Consider the following 21,860-nt stretch of genomic DNA (forward strand, 5'->3'; position numbering starts at 1 on the left):
ACTTGTTAGCTTTATTAGCCGAGAACTACAACGACCTTTGTCTCGTCTGTGAGCTTATCAGCGCGGAGGAAGTTGCCCTCAACAGCTTCGCCGTTTACAGTCATAGACTTTACGCCGCTCTGAACGTGGTCTGGGTTCTGAATGTCGATAGAAAGGTGCTTGCCACGGAAGTTCTTTTCGATCTTGAAGCCGTCCCAAGCGTGTGGGATAGATGGGCTTATTACAAGGCCCTCTGCGTTTGGTCTCATACCGCAGATACCCTCTACGCAGCCTACCATAACTGTTGAGCCTGTACCTGTCAGCCAATGAACGTGTGAACGTCCTGCATATGGTGAACGTGTTGACTCAGTAAACTGGCCGTGAACGTATGGCTCGAGAATTCTTACTTCAGCCTTGTCGTTCATATTAGCAGGTGATGACTCGAGGAAGTACTCAAATGCTCTGTCGCCGTGACCGAGAAGTGACTCTGCAAGGATAGCCCAGCCCTGTGTCTGTGAGAATATACCGCCGTTTTCCTTTGTGTCAGGGTTGAAGATGTGCATAAGAGCGCCGTCGAAATAGTTATCAACATAAGGTGGCTCCATAATCTTTACGCCGTATGGAGTGTTGAGTATCTCGTGGACCTTCTCCATAGCTGTCTCTGCCTGCTTCTCAGAAGCAAAGCCGGAGATAACAGACCAAGACTGTGGATTGAGCCACATTGAAGCCTCAGGATCCTTCTTAGCGCCAACGATCTCGCCGTTCTCTCTGTAACCTCTGATAAATCTATCCTCGTCCCAGCAAGCCTCAAGGCTCTTGCCGAGCTCAGGCTGTACCTTGTCGATATATGCAGCGTACTCGTTATCGCCTCTGTCAAGTGCATAGCCCTTGATGATGCTCATTGCATAGTAGAGCTGGAATGCAACGAATGTTGACTCGCCCTTCTTGCCAAGTCTCAGGCAGTCGTTCCAGTCAGCATAAAGACCAGCCGGCATTGTGTGAGCGCCAAGTCTCTCCATAGAGAAGTTGATAGCTCTCTTGAGGTGCTCATAAACTGTGTCCTCACCGCCGTTTGCGTATACGATAACTTCGTCAAGGAATGCCTTGTTTCCGCTCTCGCCGATGTACTTATTAACAGTTGGGAAGAGCCAAAGAGCGTCGTCTGCTCTGTAACAAGGATGACCTGTTTCCTTAGCGTAGATAGAGTTCTCGTCGTTTTCATCCGGGCAAGACTCGTGGCCTGCGTTGTGGTCGAACTTAACAAGTGGCAGTCCGCCGCCGTTGTCTACCTGTGCAGAGATCATAAATCTGATCTTCTCAGCAGCAAGCTCAGGATTGATATGAATGATACCCTGAATATCCTGTACAGTATCTCTGTAACCATAGCCGTTTCTCAGACCGCAGTAGATGAATGAAGCAGCTCTTGACCAAATGAATGTGATAAAGCACTGGTAAGCGTTCCATACATTGACCATATTGTTGAACTCGTCAGACGGAGTTTCGATCTGGAAGTTATTGAGCTGACCATGCCAGTAAGCGATAAGCTCCTTGACCTCAGCGTCTACCTTACCAGGCTCGTTATATGCAGCGAGTATCTCGTCAGCTACCTTAGGGTTCTTCTGACCAACAACATAGATGATCTCCTTTGTCTCACCTGGAGCAAGGATAATGTCAGACTGAAGAGCGCCGCAAGCGTTTGAGTTGTAGTTGAGCTTGTTATCGCAGAAGCCTCTTTCAACTGCAACAGGGTTGCCGTAAGTTCTGTAAGAACCGATGAAGCTGTCGAGGTTACCATTGTAAGCGGAAACAGGAGCGCCAACAACGCCGAAGAATCTCTCTCTCCAGTTAGAGCCGTTCTCGTCCTTGCCGCTGTTCTCGTTGATGTGCTGAACGATCTTGTTGCCCTCAAAGCTTGTTCTTGTGATGAACAGAGTGTACTGAAGGTTAACCTGATCCTGCTCGTAGTTGTTCTCGTTTGTGAACTCAACGAAGCCGAATGTTGAAAGGTTTCTGTATCTGTCAGAATTGTTTGTGATCTTAGTTCTCCAAACTTCATATGTCTTGTTCAGAGGAACATAATATGTAAGCTCAGAATGGATATCAGCATAATCAGACTTGATAGTTGTATAAGCTGTACCGTGGTGACACTCAGTCTTATACTGATCCAGCGGCTTGCCAACAGGCTGCCAAGTGCAGGACCAATAATCCTTAGCGTCGTTATCTCTGATATAGATGTATCTGCCCGGGAGGCCGATGTTTGAGTTGAAACGATAACGAATGATTCTTCCGTTAGCGCCGCTCTTTACAAAGCTGTATCCGCCGCCGTTGTTGGATACGATAGCACCATACTCAGGTGAGCCGAGGTAGTTAGCCCATGGTGCAGGTGTGTCAGGTCTTGTGATGACGTATTCCTTGTGTTCAAGGTCAAAATAACCATACTGCATATTTTTTTATACGCTCCTTTTCAATATTTTAAAGTTGTAAACGTTTCAACAAAAGTGTAAACGTTTCCCTCATAGATCCCGTCATTATTCATAACGCTTATACTATTTTAGCATACTTCCGATAGCTTTACAAGGGGGTAGCGCCAAAAAAATGGGCGTATTTTCAAAAAACTTTTTCATGATTATTGAATTTTGAAACTTAAACGTTTGAAAATCATCGTGCTTTTTGTCATTGTTCAAAACGTACTAATAACTGATATTTATATATATTGGATATTGACAACAACACCGAAAATATGGTATATTGTGTCTATAATAAATTATAGGGTAGGTGACAAAACATGAAAAAGACAGTTTATTTGGTTTTAGCGCTCTCACTGCTCCTTTGCTCATGCTCACAGAAAACAGACAATGATGACATAAGCAAGGTCAATGACAGCAGTACAGTTGTGACAACAGCTTCTACAACAATGACAACTACCACAACTTCATCATCAAAGGTCGATGAAAATGCTGAAATTTCGGCATATTATATTTATCACTGGTATGGAGAAGAACCATATGAGATAACAGACAAGGACACTATAGACAAGATAACTGCGTGGATAGAGAACGCTAAATCAGTATGCAAGGATTATCCTTACATTGACGGTGCGGAATACGGCGGTGCTGACGCTTATGGTATCTCTCTTGAGAAGGTCGCCACAGGTGAGGCGTATGAAAATCTTTGTATAATCGATGTTTCTCAGTATTCGTGGGACAGTTCAAGCGACCAGCACTCTCAGAGTAAAAAATGCAATTTTACTATTAAAGATGACACAGGCGAATTCCAAGATTACAATTTGCCAAAGGAAATGATAGCTGAGATAATGTCCCTTATAAAAAGGTCCAATGTTGAATAGCAAACACACAAAACCGCCGTGTATCAGCCCGATACACGGCGGTCAAATATTTCTGAAGTTTTCTGCGCCCTATTATGACACCTTGAGCCAAGCGCAGGCAAAATCAAGAGCCTCATAAAGGCTTGATTTCTCTGCCATTTTTACTATCTGCTTGTTTGGCGGAAGCGTGATATCTGTTGCCATCTTTCTAAGTCTTACCTTGTTTGCAACGTCAATGCCGCCGACCTTTTCTGTCGAGAGTATCTCGATCATTACAACGTATTCATCGTACATATTTCCGAAATATATCTGATTTCCTTTTCTCACCAGCGGAAGTCCCTTATAGGTGAAAAACGCTTTCTTTTCTTCTGCCATTGATCTCGCCGACCTTTCTCTAATAAATTTATATTTTTATGTCTTTTTCACTTCGTATTTTTATTATACCATACTTTTCACAAAAATGAAAGAGTTTTTAATAATTTTTTGCGTAAATTCGCAAAATCTCCTGTGGGATATCTATTGTATCACAAATGCTCCGCAAAATTTGTCGAATTGCGATATTAATAGTTATCGTCAACAGCCTCGCCCTTAGCAAGCTTCTCCATATTTGCCGCAAAGGTATCTACCCAAGTGCTCTGTATCCTGAATGAAGTCTCGCCGTTGAGCTTTACTATTGAACGTCTTGAAGAGTCCTTGAACATTTCCATAACGTCCTTGTTGCCGTCCTTGCGCTCAAGAGTTATTGTGAGATAGCTCTCGTTCTCAGGGTCGGTGAAGTATATCTCGTTCGTCGGGCAGCCCATAAGGAACTGATAGAATGTCTTGAAGTTGTCAACATCAAGCTCCTTGCCCTCTGATGTTACCTTTGTCACCTGTGCTGTCGAAGAGCCGCTTTCGTCGGTATCAGCGCTTGTGCCGCTGCTTTCGATCTCATAAGTCGTGGTCTTGCCGTTATATTCTACCACGATGTCCTTGAGGTCAACAAGATAGTTTGAAGTCATAAGGCTCGTGATAACGTCCTCAGCCTTTACTGTCGCCCAAGGCAGGCTGTCGGCTGATACAAGATAGATAGCGTCAACGCCACTCACGCCCTCAAAGTAGCAATAGTAGCCCGATACTGTGTCTGTGGTCTCGCTGCTGTCGCCTGCCGTCTGATAAACAGGGCTTCCTATTTTCAGCGTGTAGTCATAGCTGTCGCCCTTGAGCCTTACAACTGCGAATGGGTCGTCAAGGCCGTACTGCTTCATAGCCTCTTCGTCCGGCTCGAGAACTTCGCAGCTCTGAGCTGACAATCCCCACAGACCGTGGGTCGTTGTCGATGAATTTGTGATATTGAGGTATGAGAATATAGGCTCAGTCATAACCTGTCCCGAAAGTCCCTCGATCTCGTTAGGGTTGTTCTCGAACGCCATTTCATAATCAAGGTCTTTTCTTGTTACAGTTTCCTTGCCATAATCCGGCCAATCGTCGTCAGAAGGCTTTGCAAGGAGCGTAAGGCTGGCATAAGCCGTAACAGGGTCGGTATAATATGAAAGCTTCGTGCCCATTACAAGGTAAACTGTCTTTTCATCGTCGAGGCTGACATAAGTGTAGCGTGAGTTGCTCGGCGAAACATTTCCGATGTGCATTGTGGTGCTCGTACCGTCGCTGTATGTTACTGTAAACTCAGCAACAGGCTCGTCAAGGCCGTACTTTGACATATCCTCAACGTCTTTTTCCACCAGCTTTTTCGCCTTGAAGCCCTCAAGGCTTGAAGCCATTGAAGCCTCTGCCGTTGCGTTCTGATTAACGCTGCCAAGCGCCTCGATAGTCCAGGTGCTCTTGCCCGATCTCGGCTTTTCAAGAGTGTACTCGCCGTGTTCGTTCACGACCTTTATGCTTGTGATATCGTCGCTTGACTTGTCAAGGATCACAACGCTTTCGTCCTTGCTCGATGTTGCCGCCACGGACGAGCTTGAATCCGTGTCCTTTGAGTTTGCGCCCGAGGTGGAGTTCAAAAACAGCATTACTCCGCCCAGACAAACCGCAACAACGCCGCAGACGATCGTTCCCTGCAATTTACCATTCATTTTAGCTTTACCTCTGTTAAAATTTGAAAATTCATTTATATCGTAAGACGATCTATACAAACAGCAGCGCTCAGCGGGCGACCAATAAATTGTTGTGAGCCTTGTCGAACAACAATAAATTGTTGTGAGCCTTGTCGAACAACAATAAATTGTTGTGAGCCTTGTCGAACAACAATTTTCGCCCCTACAATTATGATCGCCACTTATAGATCATATTATAGATTACTTATTCTTTCTTCTAGCCCAAATAACGATTCCCACAACGAGAACTATTACAGGGATACCAAGGCAGAATGTCCACTTGAGGACTGTTTTCTGCTGCTGTGTGATATCGAAAACATTGCCTGTGATAGTCTTAGGTGTGATAGTGATACCGGCAGTCTTGCCTGTAAGACCGTTTATAACGCTGATGAAATACTCGCTGTTCTGATACTGTGTATACTGGAGATATGTGTCAGAAAGCATATACTCAGAACCAACTACCATTACATTGCTGTAAAGTGTGTTGTTATCGTCTGTGAACTTAGCCTTTGAACCAACAGCCATATAATTCTGCTGACCCTTCACCAAAGCGTCGCCGATAGTTACCTGTCCTGTGGTCGCTGAAAGCTGAACGTCTGCTGTGTAAGCGCTTTCCGATGACTGGAGGTAAGTATCTGTGGATACCATATCCTGCTCGTCAAAGAGAGTGTTTACAGGACGACAAAGTGCTGTAAGTATTGCCGGATCATCAACAGACAGATCCTGTGTGAAGTTGTCGGAAACGTTCGTTGCAACTGTTACGCAAGGTGAATTGTAATAGCTGCCCGAATCGCTTTCGCATATTACGCCCTTGCCAACGGAAAGTCCATACTCTGCAAGGAACTCGTCAAGGTTCGGCGTATCTTCCTGTCCGTAAGAAGCAACGTAGATAAGCTGCTTGCCAAGGTTGCCGTCATTGTTGAGGAAGTCGCTTATCTTTGTGATATCTTCATCAAGATAGTCGGTCTTTGGCGCAGGGATAACGATAACGTCAGTCTCCTCAGGGATATCCTGCGAAGTGATATCAACAGAGTTTACGTTATAGCCGTTTGCAGTAAGCAAAGTCTGGAAATATGTCAGCGGTGTGATCTCGCTTCTGCCTGTGAGGATAGTAACATAAACAGGGTTAGGGTCTGTTACTGTCATAAGAGCGGAAGTGAAAGCCTGCTCAGCGTTTGAAGATTCAACATAGCTGCCGTAATATGACAGGAACGCAAGGTCTCCGCCTGCCTGCTGTGCAAGGGTATCAATGCTGTAACCGGACTGTGAAAGTTTCTGATCAAACTCGTCTGTGAAGTTGAGAAGATCCAGCATACCAAGCTTTCTTGTTCTGCTTATCTCCTTACCGTCAACTTTGGTCTTTGTCTCAAAGATGATATCGAACTGGCTGATAGTATCGGTATAATCCTTTACTATCTCAGGGTGAGAGTCGATATCCACAAAGCGGTAAGTGATATGGTGATTGAGCTTGCAGTAATTTTTCAGAAGCTCAACAGCCTGCTTGTTGTAAGAGCTGTAATTTGTGTAAGTGTTCTCATCGGCAAATATCGTTACCTCAACGTCAACGCTGACATTCTTTACATAGTCCTCTGTATCGTTTGATACCGAGTAGATCTTGTTGCTCGTAAGGTCGATAGTGATAGGATATCTGTCAAAAAGCATTGTGGTGACAACGTTCACAAGCACCAGCAAAGCAATGAACACGCAGGTGAAAACAGTCGCCATTGTGCCGTGCTTGAGCTTCTTGCCATTGAACTTTTTGCCGTCCTTTGACTTCTTGTCCTTTTTGTCTTTTTTATCTTTGCCTCTAGACTTGTCCTTTTCGTCAGAGCCGTTCTTTGCGGCCTTTTCATTTGCGACAACGTCCTTGAGAAGATCCTGTCCTGAAATGGACACCTTTTCGGTATTCTCTGTATTTTCAGTATTCTGGTTATTCTGGTTATTCTGTTTATTCTCTTCCATTTATATGCCCTCCTTTAGCCCCAGCGGCGTTTTTCAAGCACTCTTACCGTAAGGAAAAGAAATGCGACGATTGCGCTCAGGAAGAACACAACGTTAGAAAAGTCAAACAGACCGTATGTGAATGAATAATATCTCTCGCCGAATGATATCTTCTCGCAGACTGTTGTGAGCCATTCAAATGGGAGAAGATTGCCGATCGTTGAAAGGAATGAAACGAAGATAAGTGCGATAAAGCTTATTACCGCAGAAACTACCTGATTTTCTGTAAAAGATGAGCAGAAAATGCCGATAGCGATATAAGCTCCGCCCACAAGCGCCAGCGCAACGATATTGCCCACAACAACGTTCCAGTCAGGTGTGCCGAACGCCGAAACAACGACTGCGAACACGCCTGTGATAGCGATCGCTATAATGTATATCAAAAACGCCGCCAAGAACTTGCCCACAACGATACTTGTCAGACTGACAGGGGCAGTGAGCAGACATTGATCTGTCTTTGATCGCTTTTCTTCTGATATCGTCCTCATCGTAAGGATAGGGATAAGAACGATGATTATTATAAGCAGCATACTGAAAAGGCTGTCAAGCTTTGTATAGCCGCTTTCAAGACTGTAATTTGCAAACATTATGCCTGAATAAGCATAAAATGCCGCAAGGAATATGTAACCTATCGGGGAGGTGAAATAACTCCTTACCTCTCTTCTGAAAATTGCGCCCATTAGTCATTCTCCTCCTCATCGGAAGTATTATCAAGAGCAGGCAGAGCCTCGCCCATTGTGAGCTTGAGGAAGATATCCTCAAGTGAAAGCTCTGAGGTCTTGAGCTCAAGTATGCACCAGCCGTTTTCCGCCATTTTGATAAACAGCTCACGTCTGATGTCAACGCCTTCCTTGGCCTCGATACGGATATCGTTCACGCCGTTTTTATGGCTTGCGTCGCATATAACTTTGTCAACGCCCTTTATGCTCTGGATAGCTCTTACTATCTTATCCTTGTCGCCCTCGATCTGAGCGGAGAGCTTGTGCTCGCCCGAAAGTCTCTGAGAAAGGTGTTCCTCAGTATCGTTTGCAACGATCCTGCCCTCATTGATGACAACGATCTTATCGCAGACCGCCTGCACCTCAGAAAGGATATGTGATGAAAGGATAACAGTATGGTTCTTGCCAAGCTTTCTGATAAGAGTTCTTATCTCGATTATCTGCTTAGGGTCAAGACCAACAGTCGGCTCGTCAAGGATAAGCACCTTTGGGTTGCCGATAAGAGCCTGCGCAAGGCCAACTCTTTGACGATAGCCCTTTGAAAGGTTCTTTATTATCCTGTTGTAAACGTGGTCGATCTTCACAAGGCTGCAAATATCTTTAAGGTGTGATATCTTCGGCAGCTTGCACTTTTTAAGATCATAGACAAAGTAAAGATATTCCTTTACTGTCATATCCATATAAAGCGGCGGAAGCTCAGGAAGATAGCCGATCTTCTGCTTTGCCTTGATAGGCTCTTCAAGTATATCAACGCCGTCGATGAGCGCCTTGCCGTCTGTACAGGATATATAACCTGTAAGGATATTCATTGTTGTGGATTTGCCCGCACCGTTCGGCCCGAGAAAGCCCAGTATCTCTCCGTCATCGGCTTTGAAGGAGATATTATTTACGGCTTTTTTATCGCCGTATTGTTTTGTAAGGTTTACGACCTCTATCATTTGATTTTTTCCTCCTCTTGGGAAAGGTTTGCCGCCATAAGTCTTTTTAATTTTAGTATATCAATGTGACAAAGCGGTGATAGCTGTACGAAAGGCAGAGCATTTTAAGTAAATTTAAAGTTGCAACATACAAAATACTCAAAATGCTCCGCACTTGCTATATTCTGAAAATGCTAAATATCCCATAAACATCGCTTAAAAGCAGCGGGCGAACAATGTTCGCCCCTACAAATTTTCAACATTTTCGCAGCTTTTATTATGACAGCTTTTCTATTCCCTTCTTGATCCTTGCAAGGGTGTCTTCCTTGCCGATGAGATAAGAGATCTCAACTCCGCCGCCCGGTGTGAATGCCTTGCCGGATACGGCAACTCTCAGAGGCCAAAGGATAATGCCATTCTTTACGCCAAGCTTGCCGATAAGGTCAAAAAGTGCGTCGTGGATATTTTCCTCTGTCCAGTCCTCAACGCCCTCGAGAACAGGCAGAACAGCCTTCAAAGACTCGAGAGAGTTCTCAGCGTTGGTCTTCATCTTCTTGTGAGTGTAAAGAGCGATATCATACTCAGGCAGAGCGTCGATAAAGTCCACCATTTCTGGTATCTCTGTAAAGAGCTCAGTTCTTGCCTGAAGAAGCTTTGCGATCTCGTTAAGGTCAACGTCATCTCTGTGAACAGACTGCTTGATATATGGGATAGCATATTCAGCGAACTTCTCAGGCGTCATAGCCTTTATATACTTGCCGTTGATAGCCTTGAGCTTAGCAGGGTCAAATATAGCAGGGGACTTTGAAAGTCCGTGGATATCAAATTCCTTTACAAGCTCTTCAAGTGAGAATATCTCGTTCTCGCCCTTTGGCGCCCAGCCCAGCAGAGCGATATAATTGATAACAGCTTCCTTGAGATAGCCCTTCTTCATAAGGTCTTCATAAGAAGCGTCGCCGTCTCTCTTTGAAAGCTTGTGCTGCTTGTCCTTCATAATGTGCTCAACGTGGATATAAGTTGGTATTTCCCAGCCGAAAGCCTTATAGAGCAGGTTGTACTTAGGTGCTGAAGCAAGGTACTCGTTACCTCTTACAACGTGTGTGATACCCATGAGGTGGTCGTCAACAACGTTTGCAAAGTTATAAGTCGGCATTCCGTCAGTCTTGATAAGGATCTGATCGTCAAGAGTAGCGCAGTCAACTGTGATATCGCCGTAAAGCTCATCGTGGAAAGTAACTTCGCCCTCTGTTGGTATCTTCTGTCTGATAACATAAGGCACGCCAGCGTCAAGCTTTTCCTTTATCTCCTCCGGAGAAAGGTTGCGGCAATGTCTGTCATACATTGGAGCGATACCGCTTGCTTCCTGTATAGCTCTTACTTCCTCAAGTCTTTCCTTGTCGCAGAAGCAATAGTAAGCCTCGCCCTTTTCAACAAGCTCCTCAGCGTACTTCTTGAACATACCCATTCTTTCCGACTGGATATAAGGACCAACAGGGCCGCCGATATCAGGGCCTTCGTCCCAGTTAAGACCTACGTCCTTGAGTGTCTTGTAGATAACGTCAACAGCGCCGTCAACATAACGCTCCTGGTCTGTATCCTCGATACGGAGAATAAAATCTCCGCCGTTCTGCTTTGCAATAAGATAGGTAAACAGCGCAGTCCTCAGATTACCGATGTGCATATAACCTGTTGGTGAAGGCGCAAATCTGGTTCTTACCTTGTTCATTTTTATCTGTCCTTTCAAATTTATAATTTTAATTTGTGTGTTTTACTTTATATACTTTTCGGCTTTAGCCTTTCATATCCCGAAATATTCCCTAGTCTGCTGAGTATTCCGTGCTATCTCCGCACGAAGCTCGTCAAAGCTTCCGAAGGTCTTTTCGGGGCGCAGGAATTTGTGCAGCTCCAGCCGCAGCTTCCTGCCGTAAAGGTCGCCGTGATAGTCTATTATAAAAGTCTCCGCCAAAGGTGCGGTGTCAACGTGAACAGTCGGCTTTACCCCAACATTCGTCACGCCGCAGTACCTTTCACCGTCTATCTCAACGGTGGAGCAGTAAACGCCGAACTTCGGCATTACCCTGCCCTTTGGTATCTCTTGATTGATAGTGGGGAAATCCCACGTTCTGCCACGCTGAAAGCCGTGCTCCACCTCTTCCGTGAAGCCGAAACGATAACCAAGCATTTCATTCGCCTTTGTTATATCGCCCTCTCGCACGCAGCGCCTTATCTCTGTGGAGCTTATGACCTCGCCGCCCATAAGCAGGGGACTAACGATCTCCACTTCAATGCCGTATTTTTTGCCAAGCTCTTTCAAATCCGCCGCCTTGCCCTGTGCGCCCTTGCCGAATGTGAAATCATTTCCGCATACAGCGCAGCAGCAGTTCAGCCGCTCTTTGAGCACCTTTTTCACAAAGTCTTCAGGCGCCATACCCTTGAACTGCGCAAAATCGGGGGAAAACAGCACTTCAACGCCAAGCTCAGCCATTTTTTCGTGCTTTTCGTCGTCGCTCATAAGCATTTCTATCCTGCCGTCGTGACCCTTTGACGTCACCGTGTCGGTCTTGAAGCAGAATACCGCCGACTGCGCTCCAATGGCTTTCGCCCTCTCCACAGCCGTGCCGATTATGAGCTGGTGACCTCTGTGAACGCCGTCAAAAAGCCCCAGCGCACACACCGTTTTCCTTTCGGGGATATGTCCGCTGTTAGTTATATCCGTCAAAATATCCCTCCGAACTGATCTATCTAAAAAGTAAATAATCGTATCTTAGAAATTCTTAAAGCTCTTGAAGCAGCCCTCTTTGAACCTGCCTATGCCGAGAAAATCGCCGTTGCTGCCGTAAACACGGTAAAGCCCGTCCTCTTTTGGCTCAGCAATGTCCGACTGTTCGGGGCGCAGCTTTACGCCGTTTTTGTAAAGCTTTGTCTCCCACTCACCGAGGGTGGTCTTTTCATAGCACTCAAAAGCTTTATCAACAGGCATTATCATAGCTTCAAGCCTGCCCTTTGCGCAGTTTTCTATTATCTGCTCCAAAGTAAAGCAATCCGCAATATCAACGCCCCCTGAATACGAACGCTCCAGCGACGTCATAATGCCGCCGCAGCCGAGCTTTTCGCCAATATCCGCAATAACAGAACGTATGTATGTGCCCTTTTCGCAGTCAACTTTCATTATGCCCCTTCGCATATTTTCGTCATATTCAAGTATGTCAATGCTGTCGATATGAACAGGCCTCGGCTCACGCTCTATCTCCTTGCCCGCTCTCGCAAGCTCATAAAGCTTCTTTCCGCCGACCTTTATCGCCGAATACATCGGCGGCACCTGCATAATATCGCCGATAAAATGCCCCTTTGCGGACATTATATCATCAAAGCTGACAGCCTTATCGCTGGTTTTTAGCAGCGTTCCCGTGCTGTCAAGGGTATCGGTCTCTTTGCCAAATTCAAAACCTGCGGTGTAAACCTTTCGCCTGTCGGGAATGATATCGCAGGCCTTTGTCGCCCTGCCCACAAACACAGGCAGAACCCCTGTCGCCATTGGGTCAAGCGTTCCCGAATGGCCGAGCCGCTTTATTTTCAGCACTCCTCTGAGCTTTGCGATGACGTCAAATGACGTCCATCCCGCAGGCTTTGCCACAGGCAATATTCCGCATATCTCAGCCGTGCTATTATTGTTGTTATTTGTATTTTCCGCCATTATCCAAGAACCTTTTCAGCCTGTTCAAGAAGCATACCCTTGACCTCTTCAAAAGTGCCGTTTATCTCGCAGCCTGCGGCTCTGATATGTCCGCCGCCGCCGAAATTACGACAGAACGCCGAAGCGTCTATCTCATCGTCGCTTCTGACCGATATCTTATAAACGTTCTCGTGGCGCTGCTTTACCGTAATGCCGATCTTTACGCCCTCAACGGTCAGCGGGATCGAAGCCAGTCCCTCAAATTCAGCAGGGTCTGCGCCGCTTTCCTCCATAAGCTTCTTTGTCAGCACTATCATCGAGCATTTGCCCTGGCAGTAATATTCCATATTGGAGATAACAGACTGCTCAACTTTCAGCCTGCCTCTGCTCTTGATATCGAACATCCTTCTGTTGATATAGGCAAAATCTATGCCGTGAGCCATAAGCTCCGCACAGGCGATGTGCGCCTTTGGCGTGGTGTTTTCATACTTGAAACAGCCCGTGTCAGTTGCAATGCCCGTGTAAAGACACCTTGCGATCTGACTTGAAATAGTCCTGCCCGACTCCTTGAAGAGCTGGTACATTATCAGCGCCGCCGCAGAAGCGTCAGCGTCAACGTAGGACTGTTTCGCAAAGTATTTATTTGAAATGTGGTGATCTATGCAAAGATCGATCGCTCCCTCTTGTGCAAACTGAGCAAGGTTGCTTCCAAGAAGCTTTGTGTCGGCGATATCCACGGCGATAACGTACTTAACGTCAAACTCCTGCGGATAATAGCCCTCATAGATAAAGTCATACCTTTCGGGCAGGCTGTCGGAATTGACGACATTGGCCTTTTTGCCCATATCTCTCAAAAACGCACACAGTCCAAAGCCCGAACCGAGGGTGTCCCCATCGGGGCTTTTGTGAGTGAGTATGAGAAAATTATCGTTGTTTTCAAAAATATCAAGTATTTCCTTAAACGTCATCACTATCCCTGCCTTTCACTTTAAAACATCAGTCAAAATTGCCGAAACTTCTAAGACTATTCCTCTGTTTCGTCCTCGTCAGACTCCTCAGAAAGTTCTTCCTCCTCTGGAAGAACTTCTTTGAGAAGCTTGTTTATCTTGGCTGAATGTTCTATTGAGTTGTCGGCGATGAATTTAAGCTCAGGGCACTTTTTGAGCTTGAGCACGTTTGAGATCTCCCTCTTGAGAAATCCCGTTGCGGACTCAAAGCCCTTGACAGCTTCCTTTGCCTTTTCATAGCCCTCAAAGCTGGATACATAAACCTTGCAGAAAGAACCGTCTCCCGCAACGTCGCAGCGAACTATGGTGAGCATATCGCCGCCGTGTATCCTTGGGTCTTTAAGGTCTCTCATCTTGCCGGATATTATACGTCTTATATCTTCGGACATACGTCCCGATCTGTAACCTGCCATAATCTTATTATCTCCCGATCTTATCTCTGAATGAGACTATATCACAATATTAGTCTCTGTATTCTTCCATATAGAAGGCCTCAAAGATATCGCCTTCCTTGATATCCGTGAACTTTTCAAGGGTGATACCACACTCGAAGCCTGCGGCAACTTCCTTTGCGTCGTCCTTAAATCTCTTAAGGCTTGACATTTTATCCTCTGCGATAACGATACCGTCTCTTACAACTCTGATCTCGTTGTTTCTGCCGACCTTACCATCAAGGACGTAAGAACCTGCAACAGTACCAACATTGGATATCTTGTAGACCTGTCTTACCTCGATACGAGCAGTCTCCACCTCTCTGAACTTAGGTGCAAGCATACCCTTCATAGCGTCTGTTATCTCTTCGATAGCGTCGTAAATGATCCTGTAAAGTCTGATATCAACGCCGCTCTGCTCTGCATTCTGCTTTGCAACAGGGTCAGGACGAACGTTAAATCCGACGATGATAGCGTTTGAAGCGTTTGCAAGCATTACATCGCTCTCAGATACAGCGCCAACGCCGCCGTGGATAACTTTAACTCTAACTTCGTCGTTTGAAAGCTTTTCAAGTGACTGCTTAACGGCCTCAACAGAGCCCTGTACGTCAGCCTTTACGATGATAGGAAGCTCCTTCATCTCGCCCTCTGCGATCTGACTGAACAGATTGTCGAGCGTTACCTTCTGATGCTGCTGGAACATTTCTTCCTTAGCTTCGTGCTTTCTCTGCTCAACAAGCTCTCTTGCAAGCTTTTCGTCTGCAACTGCGTTGAATACGTCGCCTGCGCTTGGAACTTCGCCGAGACCTGTTATCTCAACAGGTGTTGAAGGGCCTGCCGCCTTAATGCTTCTGCCCTTATCATTCGTCATCGTTCTGATACGTCCAACAGAAGTGCCTGCGATGATAACGTCGCCCGACTTCAATGTACCGTTCTGAACGAGGAGAGTTGCAACCGGACCCTTGCCCTTGTCAAGTCTTGCCTCAACGACAGTACCTCTTGCAAGTCTGTCAGGGTTAGCCTTAAGCTCCTTGACCTCTGCAACGAGGAGGATATTCTCAAGAAGTTCGTCGATACCCATACCGGTCTTTGCGGAAACAGGAACTGCGATAACATCGCCGCCCCATTCCTCGACAACGAGCGACTGCTCTGTGAGCTGCTGCTTAACTCTGTCTGGGTCTGCGCCCTCTTTATCCATTTTATTGATAGCAACGATTATTGAAACGCCTGCTGCCTTTGCGTGGTTGATAGACTCGATAGTCTGCGGCATAATACCGTCGTCAGCGGCAACAACGAGGATAGCGATATCCGTAACGTTTGCGCCTCTTGCTCTCATCGCTGTGAAAGCTTCGTGGCCTGGGGTATCGAGGAACGTTATCTTCTTGCCCTGATACTCTACCTGATAAGCTCCGATATGCTGAGTGATACCGCCTGCCTCTGTGTCTGTAACGTGAGCGTTTCTTATTCTGTCAAGGATAGAAGTCTTACCGTGGTCAACGTGACCCATTACAACAACGACAGGACATCTTTCCTGAAGGCTCTCCTCCAGATCCTCGTCAGTTTCGATAAGTCTTTCCTCGATAGTAACGTGAACTTCTCTCTCTACCTTTGCTCCAAGCTCTTCCGCAACAAGCGCCGCCGTATCAAAGTCAACGACCTCGTTGATAGAAGCCATTACGCCGAGACCCATAAGTTTCTTTATTACCTGTGTCGCAGTAACTTTCAGTCTGCTTGCAAGCTCAGAAACAACGATCTCGTCAGGTATCATAACCTTGAGCTGCTGCTTTCTTGCTCTCTCAAGCTCAAGTCTGCGGAGCTTTTCGCTCTCAGTTTCCTTCTTGTGTGAGAACTGCTGCTTCTTTCTCTGCTGAGACTTCTGTGTGAGCTTCTGCTTCTTTGTGAATGTATCCTTGCTCTTGTTCTGCTTTGAGTTAGCAAGGTTGTCATACTTTTCGTTATACTTATCAAGCTCGATATAGCTTCCTCTTGTGTCGATAGTTCTCTGTGAACCGAATGAGTCGCTGTCCTCGGAGATAGTATATCCGCCCGAGCTCTCCTTCTTGTCTGCAAATCCGCCCAACTGCTGGCGCACGCCGTGCTCTTTCTTCTTTGCAGGCTTCTGAGGTGCAGGCTGCTTTTTCTTCTCAAAGCTTGGCTTCATCTCCGCCTTCTTGTCAGCCTTCTCCACCTTCTCGACCTTTTCAGCCTTTGGCTCTGCCTTTGCTTCAACCTTTGGAGCTGGCTTTGCGTCCTGCTTCTTTTCAGCCTTTTCGACCTTTTCGGTCTGCTTTGCAGGCTTCTTGTCGGACTTGTCGGATTTTTCAGCCTTGTCAGCCTTTTTCTCGTCCTTAGCCTTTGCCGGCTTTTCAGCCTTCTTCTCCTCAACAGGCTTTACGTTGTTGGCATAATATGCGTCAAAGCTTTCCACCTGATTTTTCTGTGTATATACCTCAAAAACGTAAGATATCTCTTCTGGTGTAAGAGCTGACTGTGTTTTCTTTGTTTCACCGTTCAGCTTTTCAAGACATTCCACCAGCTCGTTGTTTGATACCTTAAGATCCTTTGCAAGCTCGCTGAGCTTATACTTGTTTGTCTTCATACTCATAGGCTGTGATAGACCTCCTTATAACTTATAAACACTATGCGTCCGATCTAAAATCATACGTCATAAACGATCACACGCTGTAAAATTCATTCTCGTCGATCTCGATCTGTTCGAGACCCTTTGCGCAAGCCTTTGCAAATCCGCCGTCGCAGATTGCGATAACGCCCGTTCTCTTGCCGAGATCGTAATGTATCTCGTCCATCGTTATACCAAGGCTGTAAAGCTTGACTTCGTTTTTATAGCAGGCGAACTTGACCTCTTTCAGCGACTTCGCCGAAAAGTCGGAAGCCACGAACACGCCGCAGGCCTTGCCTGTATTGCAAGCGTCCTTGACCATATCCATTCCGACAACAAGCTTTCCCGCTTTTCTGCACATCGTAACGAGTCCCATTTTATTATTACTCATTTTCTTTCAGCTCGCCCTCCATACTGTTATATATATCCTCGCTTATCTGACAGGAAAAGCTTCGCTCGAACTTTCTCGCCTTTCTTGCCTTGTCGAAACATTCAACGCTTCTGCAAATGTAAGCGCCTCTGCCCGACTTCTTTCCCGTGAGGTCAAGGGAGATATCCCCCTCTTTTGACTTCACCACTCTGATAAGCTCACGCTTGGGCTTCATCTCACCGCACCCAAGGCACATTCTCATTGGTATTTTCTTAGTTTTCATCTGCCTCTTCCTCGGCTGTTTCAGCCTTTTCCTCAGCAGGTGCGGCATTTTCTGCCACAATGTCGATCTTGTAACCTGTCAGACCAGCCGCAAGCTTTGCGTTCTGACCCTTGTTGCCGATAGCAAGTGAGAGCTGATTGTTCGGAACAGTAACTCTGCACTCTCTTACGCCCTCTTCCTCGCTGAGCTCAACATTTATTACCTCGGCAGGAGCAAGCGCCTTTGCGATAAAGTCAGCAGGGTCTTCGCACCAGTTGATAACGTCGATCTTCTCGCCCTTGAGCTCGTTTACAACAGAAGTTATCCTTGACTTTCTAGGGCCGATGCAAGCGCCAACGGCGTCAACGTTAGGGTCCTTAGAGTAAACAGCGATCTTGCTTCTTGCGCCAGCAACTCTTGAGATAGCCTTTACCTCAACAGTTCCGTCAGCGATCTCAGGAACTTCAAGCTCGAAAAGTCTCTTAACAAGCTCTCTGTGAGTTCTCGATATCTTGATAGAAGGCTTTCTGTCAGGGTTTGCAATGCCAACAACATAGACCTTGATGATATCGCCTGCCTTGAGGGTCTCGCCGGGGATCTGCTCGTTTCTTACAAGATAGACCTCGTTCTTGTCGATAGTCAGAACAGCGTTAAGGGTCGCAGGCTCAACTTTCTGAACTGTTGCAGAAACGCACTCGTGCTCCTTATCGTGATACTGCTCGATAAGTCTTGCTCTCTCAAAGTCCTTGATATCGTGCTTGATAGACTGCTTAGCGTTCTGAGCGGCAACTCTTCCGAACTTTGCAGGGTTAAGAGGGATCTCTACCATATCGCCCACCTTAACGTTCGGGTCAAAAGTCTTTGCTTCTTCAATGTAAATCTCATTGTCCGGGTCGTCAACATACATAACGTCCATAACTTCCTTGAGAAGCTTCATATCGAACTTGCCTGTTCTTGGGTCGATATCAACTCTGATATTTTCGCTGTAAGGGTAATCCTTCTTGATAGCCTTTACGATACCAGACTTGATCTTGTCGATAAGTACCTCTCCGTCGATATTATTCTCTTTTTCCAGCATTTCCAATGCGTCAAAAAATTCCTTATTCATTTTCTGATCAATCCTTTCAGTCATATTCGGTCTTAGTCGTATTAATATATATATAATGGTATATAAACTTAGTATAGATAAGATCTATCAAAACAGATCAGCGTCATCATTGAGCTTTACATAAGCGCAGTCTGAAAGCTTGAACTCGATGTTCTCAACGCCGTTCATATCCTCGTCAAGTGTCTGACAAAGTATCTTGTCCTTGTCATATCCCACAAGACCGACCACAAATTCCTTCTCGCCGTTCTCGTCGGGTCTAATGAGCCTTACTCTGACAACATCGCCAATGCACACCTCAAAATGCTCCGGACGTCTCAACTCTCTGCCAAGTCCAGGGCTGCCGCATTCCAGCACATAGCTTTGCGATATCGGGTCTTTCTCGTCAAGCACCTTGTTCATCGGCCTTGTGAACGCTTCGCAGTCGTCCATATCAATGCCGCCGTCCTTGTCGATAAGCACTCTCAGATACCAGGTCGCACCCTCCTTCTCGAACCTTACGTCCCAAAGGAAAAATCCCAGCTCGTCTGCGATGGGCTGCGCAAGCTCTCTCACCTTTTCGACCGTTGTTTTCTTTGCCTCCATAATGCACCTCCGTCAATATGTCACGCCTGCGAATTTGCGAAATACGCACCATTTTTTCAAAAAAAGCTCCATACAAAACCAAAAGACCGGAAGTCAAGTTCCAGTCTTTCATTAAAAGCCTATTGTAAGTATTATACCACACAAAACATTTTTTTGCAAGGACATTCAAAAGTTTTTAATGAAAAGAATTAAATATTTTTATAATATTTTGTAAACATTCTGTCAAGTGCTGTTCTTTTCATTATCCCTGCGCCCCTTTAAAGGCTTTGTGTCTGCCTCGTTTTTGGGCTTTTTCACCGTTCCTTCAACGTAATCTATGGGCACGGTGAACATTATTCCCGTATTGGGCTGCGAAAGGTCGCCCACGGTGTTGTAAACTATCTTTCTTGCGATATCGAGCTGATTGTCTTTGATAACTGAAAGTATCGTCCTGTTGTCCTCATCGCCGCTGAAAAGCCCTCTGATAGAGGCGGAAAGGAAGCTGCTGTCAAGCTTTGAAAGGGTCATCGCCATACCGGAGGACTCGATGATAGTCGCTCCGCCGATACCTGCCGCCGAAAGCCCCTCAAGCAGATAATCGATCACGTCGGTCTTGTTAAGTATTATCACCATAAGTTTCATATCTGGATCCAACCCCTTTCAATTTCTAAAACTCCAAACGCCACAAGATAATTGTAGGGGCGAACATCATTCGCCCGTTGATTTGCAGCTTTTTGACAGCTGCAATACAAACAAAATTTGTATCTTTATTTATTCGCTCTCTTCCACAGCAGCGGAAGGCGCTGTCTCTTTAAGCATAGTCTGAATACTCTCTTTATATTCATCTGATATCTTGAAATGTGAATCGTCAGTCCACTCGCCTGTTGGCACAAAAGCCGTGCAAGGGGTGAGATTCTGCTCAAGCATATTCTTTATGTATATCTTTTCATCCTTGAAATCCTCACTTGTCCAGTTAGTATCGCTGTTTTCCGTGAAGATGTTATAGAAGTTGTCAAGATTGTCCTTTGTGATGTTCACCTGCTGGAAAGCGTTGTTTATAAGTGTCTGCAAAGCCGTGCCGAGGAATTTCAGATTACCGTTTCTGCCTTCCTTGAAAACAGGGTACTGGCAAATAAGTCTTATCTGATGTCCGCTGAGAGTAGTCAGCTCTCCGCTTGGGATAGCGATGTCGTTCTCGTCATTGTCCTGAGAAAGATAGTAAAGCTCTTCCTCGGGAGCGTATGTTATTCCGCCAACGATATCCGCAGCGCTTTCAAAAGCGTCGTTGGTCAGCGAAAGATAATTGTCCACCTCAATGCCGAAAGTATCGCTTACAGTCTTTTCAAGCTTCACCATTCCGCCCTCTTCAAGAACTTCACGGAATGTGCTGCCCTTGTCGTCAACAGTAAATGCAGATATAGGTATGACCACCACCTGCTTTGCATCGGGGGCAACCCTTATAACAGCGGCGTCGGCAAGCACGCCCTTGCTGTTTACTCTTGCAAAAAGGGTGTTGTAAACAGGACTTTTTATGCCGTCGTCAGAATTGCTGTCGTCGCCGCCAAGGATATTGAATTCCTTGAGTGCGTACATTGCGCCCAATCCTATCACAAACATAAACACCAGCATCGTAACAAAATAAACAAGTGCGATAGGCGCTTGCGATCTTCTTTTCTTTTTGGCTTTCGCTTTCGTCTGAGACATAATATTTCTCCTTACTTTCTTTCACGATATTGAAATAAAACATATAAAACAGATAAAAATAAAAATCAATAAAATAAATATATAAATTTTTTCGGAAAAATTCCCGAAACCTATTGAACAATTAGCGATTTGGGTGTAAACTAAATAGGACGGCTTTCAATGTGGTCGAAGGTCTCGATCTTGATATCTTTGATATCATTCAGATCGCTGACGTGACCCTCTGACGTGTCGATATAAAGCACAGGGTTGCGGTCAAGGGATATCATTTTCATATCAAGCCCTCCACGCCTCGCCATATTGACCGTTTGGAGCGTGCCCGAACCTGTTTTCTTGTCCTTTATGGCACCGATAAGCCTTGATGAATGGTCAACCATAAACTGATTTCTCAGCTTGTAACAGCCTTTTTCATAGGCCGGACTTGTGAACACCACAGCGTCACAGGTGGCAAGAAGCATTGAATAGCGGTATTTGTCAAGGGGCTTTGTCATTTCCCTGTTCTGTCCTGCATAAGGCAGGGCGCAGACAAGCTTGATATCCCCATATTTTTTTGCCGCCATATTGTGAACTATCTCGGCGCAGATGATATCAATACCCTCGGACATTCCCGAGATAAATGTGCAGAAACCGTCGTTATAAGCCTCCTGTATAAGCAGGGTGAGCATACTAACAAGGCATTTCATTCCCTGCCTGCGGATATCTCCGCCAAAAGGCAGGTCACGGCTCCTATGGCCTGTAAAGCAGCAGGTCGTGCTTCTTTCGCAGGAAAAGTCCTGCAAACTGACAACATTGTTCAAGCTCATAGCACGCCTCCTGACAAAAAGCACAATGCCCTGCCATATGAAAGGGCACACCTTTACAGTCTTAATAGCTTAACAGCCTAATAAGTTTATTATAACACATTGATCTTGCTTTTTCAATAGAATTTCAATAGAAAATGACAAATAATTCACGGAATTTGCCTGCGTGATCGCTGTATTTATAATAGTATATAAATTAAAGCATTTGCAATGAGCTGGATCATTTATATGCAGAATTTGCAGGATATATAGATAATAGATGAAATTTATCATAAAGAAAAAACAATAAAGGAAGA

The 21,860-nt window shown here is 45.6% G+C and carries 20 protein-coding genes; 1 reads left to right on the top strand and 19 read right to left on the bottom strand.

All coding sequences use genetic code 11. From position 1 onward, the window contains the following. Positions 1–14 precede the first annotated feature (14 nt). Positions 15–2,423 carry a glycosyl hydrolase family 65 protein gene (locus tag QZ371_RS00305; RefSeq protein WP_295207367.1) on the bottom strand — a complete coding sequence of 803 codons (2,409 nt, stop codon included), beginning with the start codon at positions 2,421–2,423 and terminating at the stop codon, positions 15–17. Positions 2,424–2,764: 341 nt separating this feature from the next. On the opposite strand from QZ371_RS00305, the gene QZ371_RS00310 reads away from it, so the two are divergent. After that, a complete protein-coding gene (locus QZ371_RS00310) occupies positions 2,765–3,325 on the top strand; it encodes a hypothetical protein (protein ID WP_295207369.1) in 561 nt (186 codons plus the stop codon). A 72-nt stretch (positions 3,326–3,397) separates the two neighbouring features. Here QZ371_RS00310 and QZ371_RS00315 read toward each other — a convergent pair whose 3' ends face one another. The 18 genes from QZ371_RS00315 to QZ371_RS00400 all read right to left on the bottom strand — a co-directional run bounded on the left by QZ371_RS00315 (position 3,398) and on the right by QZ371_RS00400 (position 21,567). Next, a complete protein-coding gene (locus QZ371_RS00315) occupies positions 3,398–3,679 on the bottom strand; it encodes a hypothetical protein (protein WP_295207371.1) in 282 nt (93 codons plus the stop codon). Positions 3,680–3,864: 185 nt separating this feature from the next. After that, positions 3,865–5,373, bottom strand: a complete 1,509-nt coding sequence (locus QZ371_RS00320; protein WP_295207374.1) for a DUF4340 domain-containing protein — start codon at positions 5,371–5,373, stop codon at positions 3,865–3,867. A 222-nt stretch (positions 5,374–5,595) separates the two neighbouring features. Beyond that, positions 5,596–7,356 (bottom strand): GldG family protein, encoded by a 1,761-nt coding sequence (locus tag QZ371_RS00325; protein WP_295207377.1) that lies wholly within the window; start codon positions 7,354–7,356, stop codon positions 5,596–5,598. A gap of 14 nt (positions 7,357–7,370) precedes the next feature. Beyond that, a complete protein-coding gene (locus tag QZ371_RS00330; RefSeq protein WP_295207380.1) occupies positions 7,371–8,075 on the bottom strand; it encodes an ABC transporter permease subunit in 705 nt (234 codons plus the stop codon). Further along, positions 8,075–9,052 (bottom strand): ATP-binding cassette domain-containing protein, encoded by a 978-nt coding sequence (locus QZ371_RS00335; RefSeq protein ID WP_295207381.1) that lies wholly within the window; start codon positions 9,050–9,052, stop codon positions 8,075–8,077. Before QZ371_RS00335 ends, QZ371_RS00330 begins: the two co-directional genes overlap by 1 nt. Positions 9,053–9,308: 256 nt before the next feature. Beyond that, on the bottom strand, positions 9,309–10,763 hold the full coding sequence (gene gltX / locus QZ371_RS00340) for a glutamate--tRNA ligase (protein ID WP_295208070.1): 1,455 nt from the start codon (positions 10,761–10,763) through the stop codon (positions 9,309–9,311). 66 nt (positions 10,764–10,829) lie between these two features. After that, positions 10,830–11,750, bottom strand: coding sequence for a riboflavin biosynthesis protein RibF (gene ribF, locus QZ371_RS00345; RefSeq protein ID WP_295207383.1), 921 nt, complete (start codon positions 11,748–11,750; stop codon positions 10,830–10,832). 45 nt (positions 11,751–11,795) lie between these two features. Then, positions 11,796–12,725, bottom strand: a complete 930-nt coding sequence (truB, locus tag QZ371_RS00350; protein ID WP_295207385.1) for a tRNA pseudouridine(55) synthase TruB — start codon at positions 12,723–12,725, stop codon at positions 11,796–11,798. After that, positions 12,725–13,672 (bottom strand): bifunctional oligoribonuclease/PAP phosphatase NrnA, encoded by a 948-nt coding sequence (locus QZ371_RS00355; protein WP_295207388.1) that lies wholly within the window; start codon positions 13,670–13,672, stop codon positions 12,725–12,727. Before QZ371_RS00355 ends, truB begins: the two co-directional genes overlap by 1 nt. A 56-nt stretch (positions 13,673–13,728) precedes the next feature. Continuing rightward, positions 13,729–14,124: a 30S ribosome-binding factor RbfA gene (gene rbfA, locus QZ371_RS00360; RefSeq protein ID WP_295207391.1), complete on the bottom strand. Its 396-nt coding sequence runs from the start codon at positions 14,122–14,124 to the stop codon at positions 13,729–13,731. Between the two features lie 49 nt (positions 14,125–14,173). Beyond that, positions 14,174–16,747, bottom strand: a complete 2,574-nt coding sequence (gene infB, locus QZ371_RS00365; RefSeq protein ID WP_295207394.1) for a translation initiation factor IF-2 — start codon at positions 16,745–16,747, stop codon at positions 14,174–14,176. A 70-nt stretch (positions 16,748–16,817) separates the two neighbouring features. Next, on the bottom strand, positions 16,818–17,153 hold the full coding sequence (locus QZ371_RS00370; protein ID WP_295207397.1) for a ribosomal L7Ae/L30e/S12e/Gadd45 family protein: 336 nt from the start codon (positions 17,151–17,153) through the stop codon (positions 16,818–16,820). Further along, positions 17,146–17,415 carry a YlxR family protein gene (locus QZ371_RS00375; protein ID WP_295207399.1) on the bottom strand — a complete coding sequence of 90 codons (270 nt, stop codon included), beginning with the start codon at positions 17,413–17,415 and terminating at the stop codon, positions 17,146–17,148. The genes QZ371_RS00370 and QZ371_RS00375 overlap by 8 nt, the downstream gene beginning before the upstream one ends. Next, positions 17,405–18,502, bottom strand: a complete 1,098-nt coding sequence (gene nusA / locus QZ371_RS00380) for a transcription termination factor NusA (protein WP_295207401.1) — start codon at positions 18,500–18,502, stop codon at positions 17,405–17,407. The genes QZ371_RS00375 and nusA overlap by 11 nt, the downstream gene beginning before the upstream one ends. Before the next feature lie 87 nt (positions 18,503–18,589). Next, positions 18,590–19,084 (bottom strand): ribosome maturation factor RimP, encoded by a 495-nt coding sequence (gene rimP / locus QZ371_RS00385; protein WP_295207404.1) that lies wholly within the window; start codon positions 19,082–19,084, stop codon positions 18,590–18,592. A gap of 222 nt (positions 19,085–19,306) precedes the next feature. After that, the gene (locus QZ371_RS00390; RefSeq protein ID WP_295207407.1) at positions 19,307–19,705 is read right to left on the bottom strand and encodes a hypothetical protein; all 399 of its coding nucleotides are present in this window, start codon (positions 19,703–19,705) and stop codon (positions 19,307–19,309) included. Between the two features lie 129 nt (positions 19,706–19,834). After that, positions 19,835–20,767 carry an LCP family protein gene (locus QZ371_RS00395; protein ID WP_295207410.1) on the bottom strand — a complete coding sequence of 311 codons (933 nt, stop codon included), beginning with the start codon at positions 20,765–20,767 and terminating at the stop codon, positions 19,835–19,837. Positions 20,768–20,907: 140 nt separating this feature from the next. Continuing rightward, positions 20,908–21,567 carry an SLOG family protein gene (locus tag QZ371_RS00400; protein WP_295207413.1) on the bottom strand — a complete coding sequence of 220 codons (660 nt, stop codon included), beginning with the start codon at positions 21,565–21,567 and terminating at the stop codon, positions 20,908–20,910. Positions 21,568–21,860 lie beyond the last annotated feature (293 nt).

It is taken from the genome of Ruminococcus sp., from assembly GCF_019423705.1.
Taxonomy (GTDB): Bacteria; Bacillota; Clostridia; order Oscillospirales; family Ruminococcaceae; genus Hominimerdicola.

Bases quoted from the DNA above. Each gene is read 5' to 3' on its own strand.
- nusA (WP_295207401.1), bottom strand. From the start codon at position 18,502: ATGAATAAGGAATTTTTTGACGCATTGGAAATGCTGGAAAAAGAGAAT.
- QZ371_RS00375 (WP_295207399.1), bottom strand. From the start codon at position 17,415: ATGAAAACTAAGAAAATACCAATGAGAATGTGCCTTGGGTGCGGTGAG.
- QZ371_RS00355 (WP_295207388.1), bottom strand. From the start codon at position 13,672: ATGACGTTTAAGGAAATACTTGATATTTTTGAAAACAACGATAATTTT.
- QZ371_RS00325 (WP_295207377.1), bottom strand. From the start codon at position 7,356: ATGGAAGAGAATAAACAGAATAACCAGAATAACCAGAATACTGAAAAT.
- QZ371_RS00370 (WP_295207397.1), bottom strand. From the start codon at position 17,153: ATGAGTAATAATAAAATGGGACTCGTTACGATGTGCAGAAAAGCGGGA.
- infB (WP_295207394.1), bottom strand. From the start codon at position 16,747: ATGAGTATGAAGACAAACAAGTATAAGCTCAGCGAGCTTGCAAAGGAT.
- truB (WP_295207385.1), bottom strand. From the start codon at position 12,725: ATGGCGGAAAATACAAATAACAACAATAATAGCACGGCTGAGATATGC.
- QZ371_RS00320 (WP_295207374.1), bottom strand. From the start codon at position 5,373: ATGAATGGTAAATTGCAGGGAACGATCGTCTGCGGCGTTGTTGCGGTT.
- QZ371_RS00400 (WP_295207413.1), bottom strand. From the start codon at position 21,567: ATGAGCTTGAACAATGTTGTCAGTTTGCAGGACTTTTCCTGCGAAAGA.
- QZ371_RS00305 (WP_295207367.1), bottom strand. From the start codon at position 2,423: ATGCAGTATGGTTATTTTGACCTTGAACACAAGGAATACGTCATCACA.
- QZ371_RS00335 (WP_295207381.1), bottom strand. From the start codon at position 9,052: ATGATAGAGGTCGTAAACCTTACAAAACAATACGGCGATAAAAAAGCC.
- QZ371_RS00390 (WP_295207407.1), bottom strand. From the start codon at position 19,705: ATGAAACTTATGGTGATAATACTTAACAAGACCGACGTGATCGATTAT.
- rbfA (WP_295207391.1), bottom strand. From the start codon at position 14,124: ATGGCAGGTTACAGATCGGGACGTATGTCCGAAGATATAAGACGTATA.
- QZ371_RS00330 (WP_295207380.1), bottom strand. From the start codon at position 8,075: ATGGGCGCAATTTTCAGAAGAGAGGTAAGGAGTTATTTCACCTCCCCG.
- rimP (WP_295207404.1), bottom strand. From the start codon at position 19,084: ATGGAGGCAAAGAAAACAACGGTCGAAAAGGTGAGAGAGCTTGCGCAG.
- QZ371_RS00315 (WP_295207371.1), bottom strand. From the start codon at position 3,679: ATGGCAGAAGAAAAGAAAGCGTTTTTCACCTATAAGGGACTTCCGCTG.
- QZ371_RS00310 (WP_295207369.1), top strand. From the start codon at position 2,765: ATGAAAAAGACAGTTTATTTGGTTTTAGCGCTCTCACTGCTCCTTTGC.
- QZ371_RS00395 (WP_295207410.1), bottom strand. From the start codon at position 20,767: ATGTCTCAGACGAAAGCGAAAGCCAAAAAGAAAAGAAGATCGCAAGCG.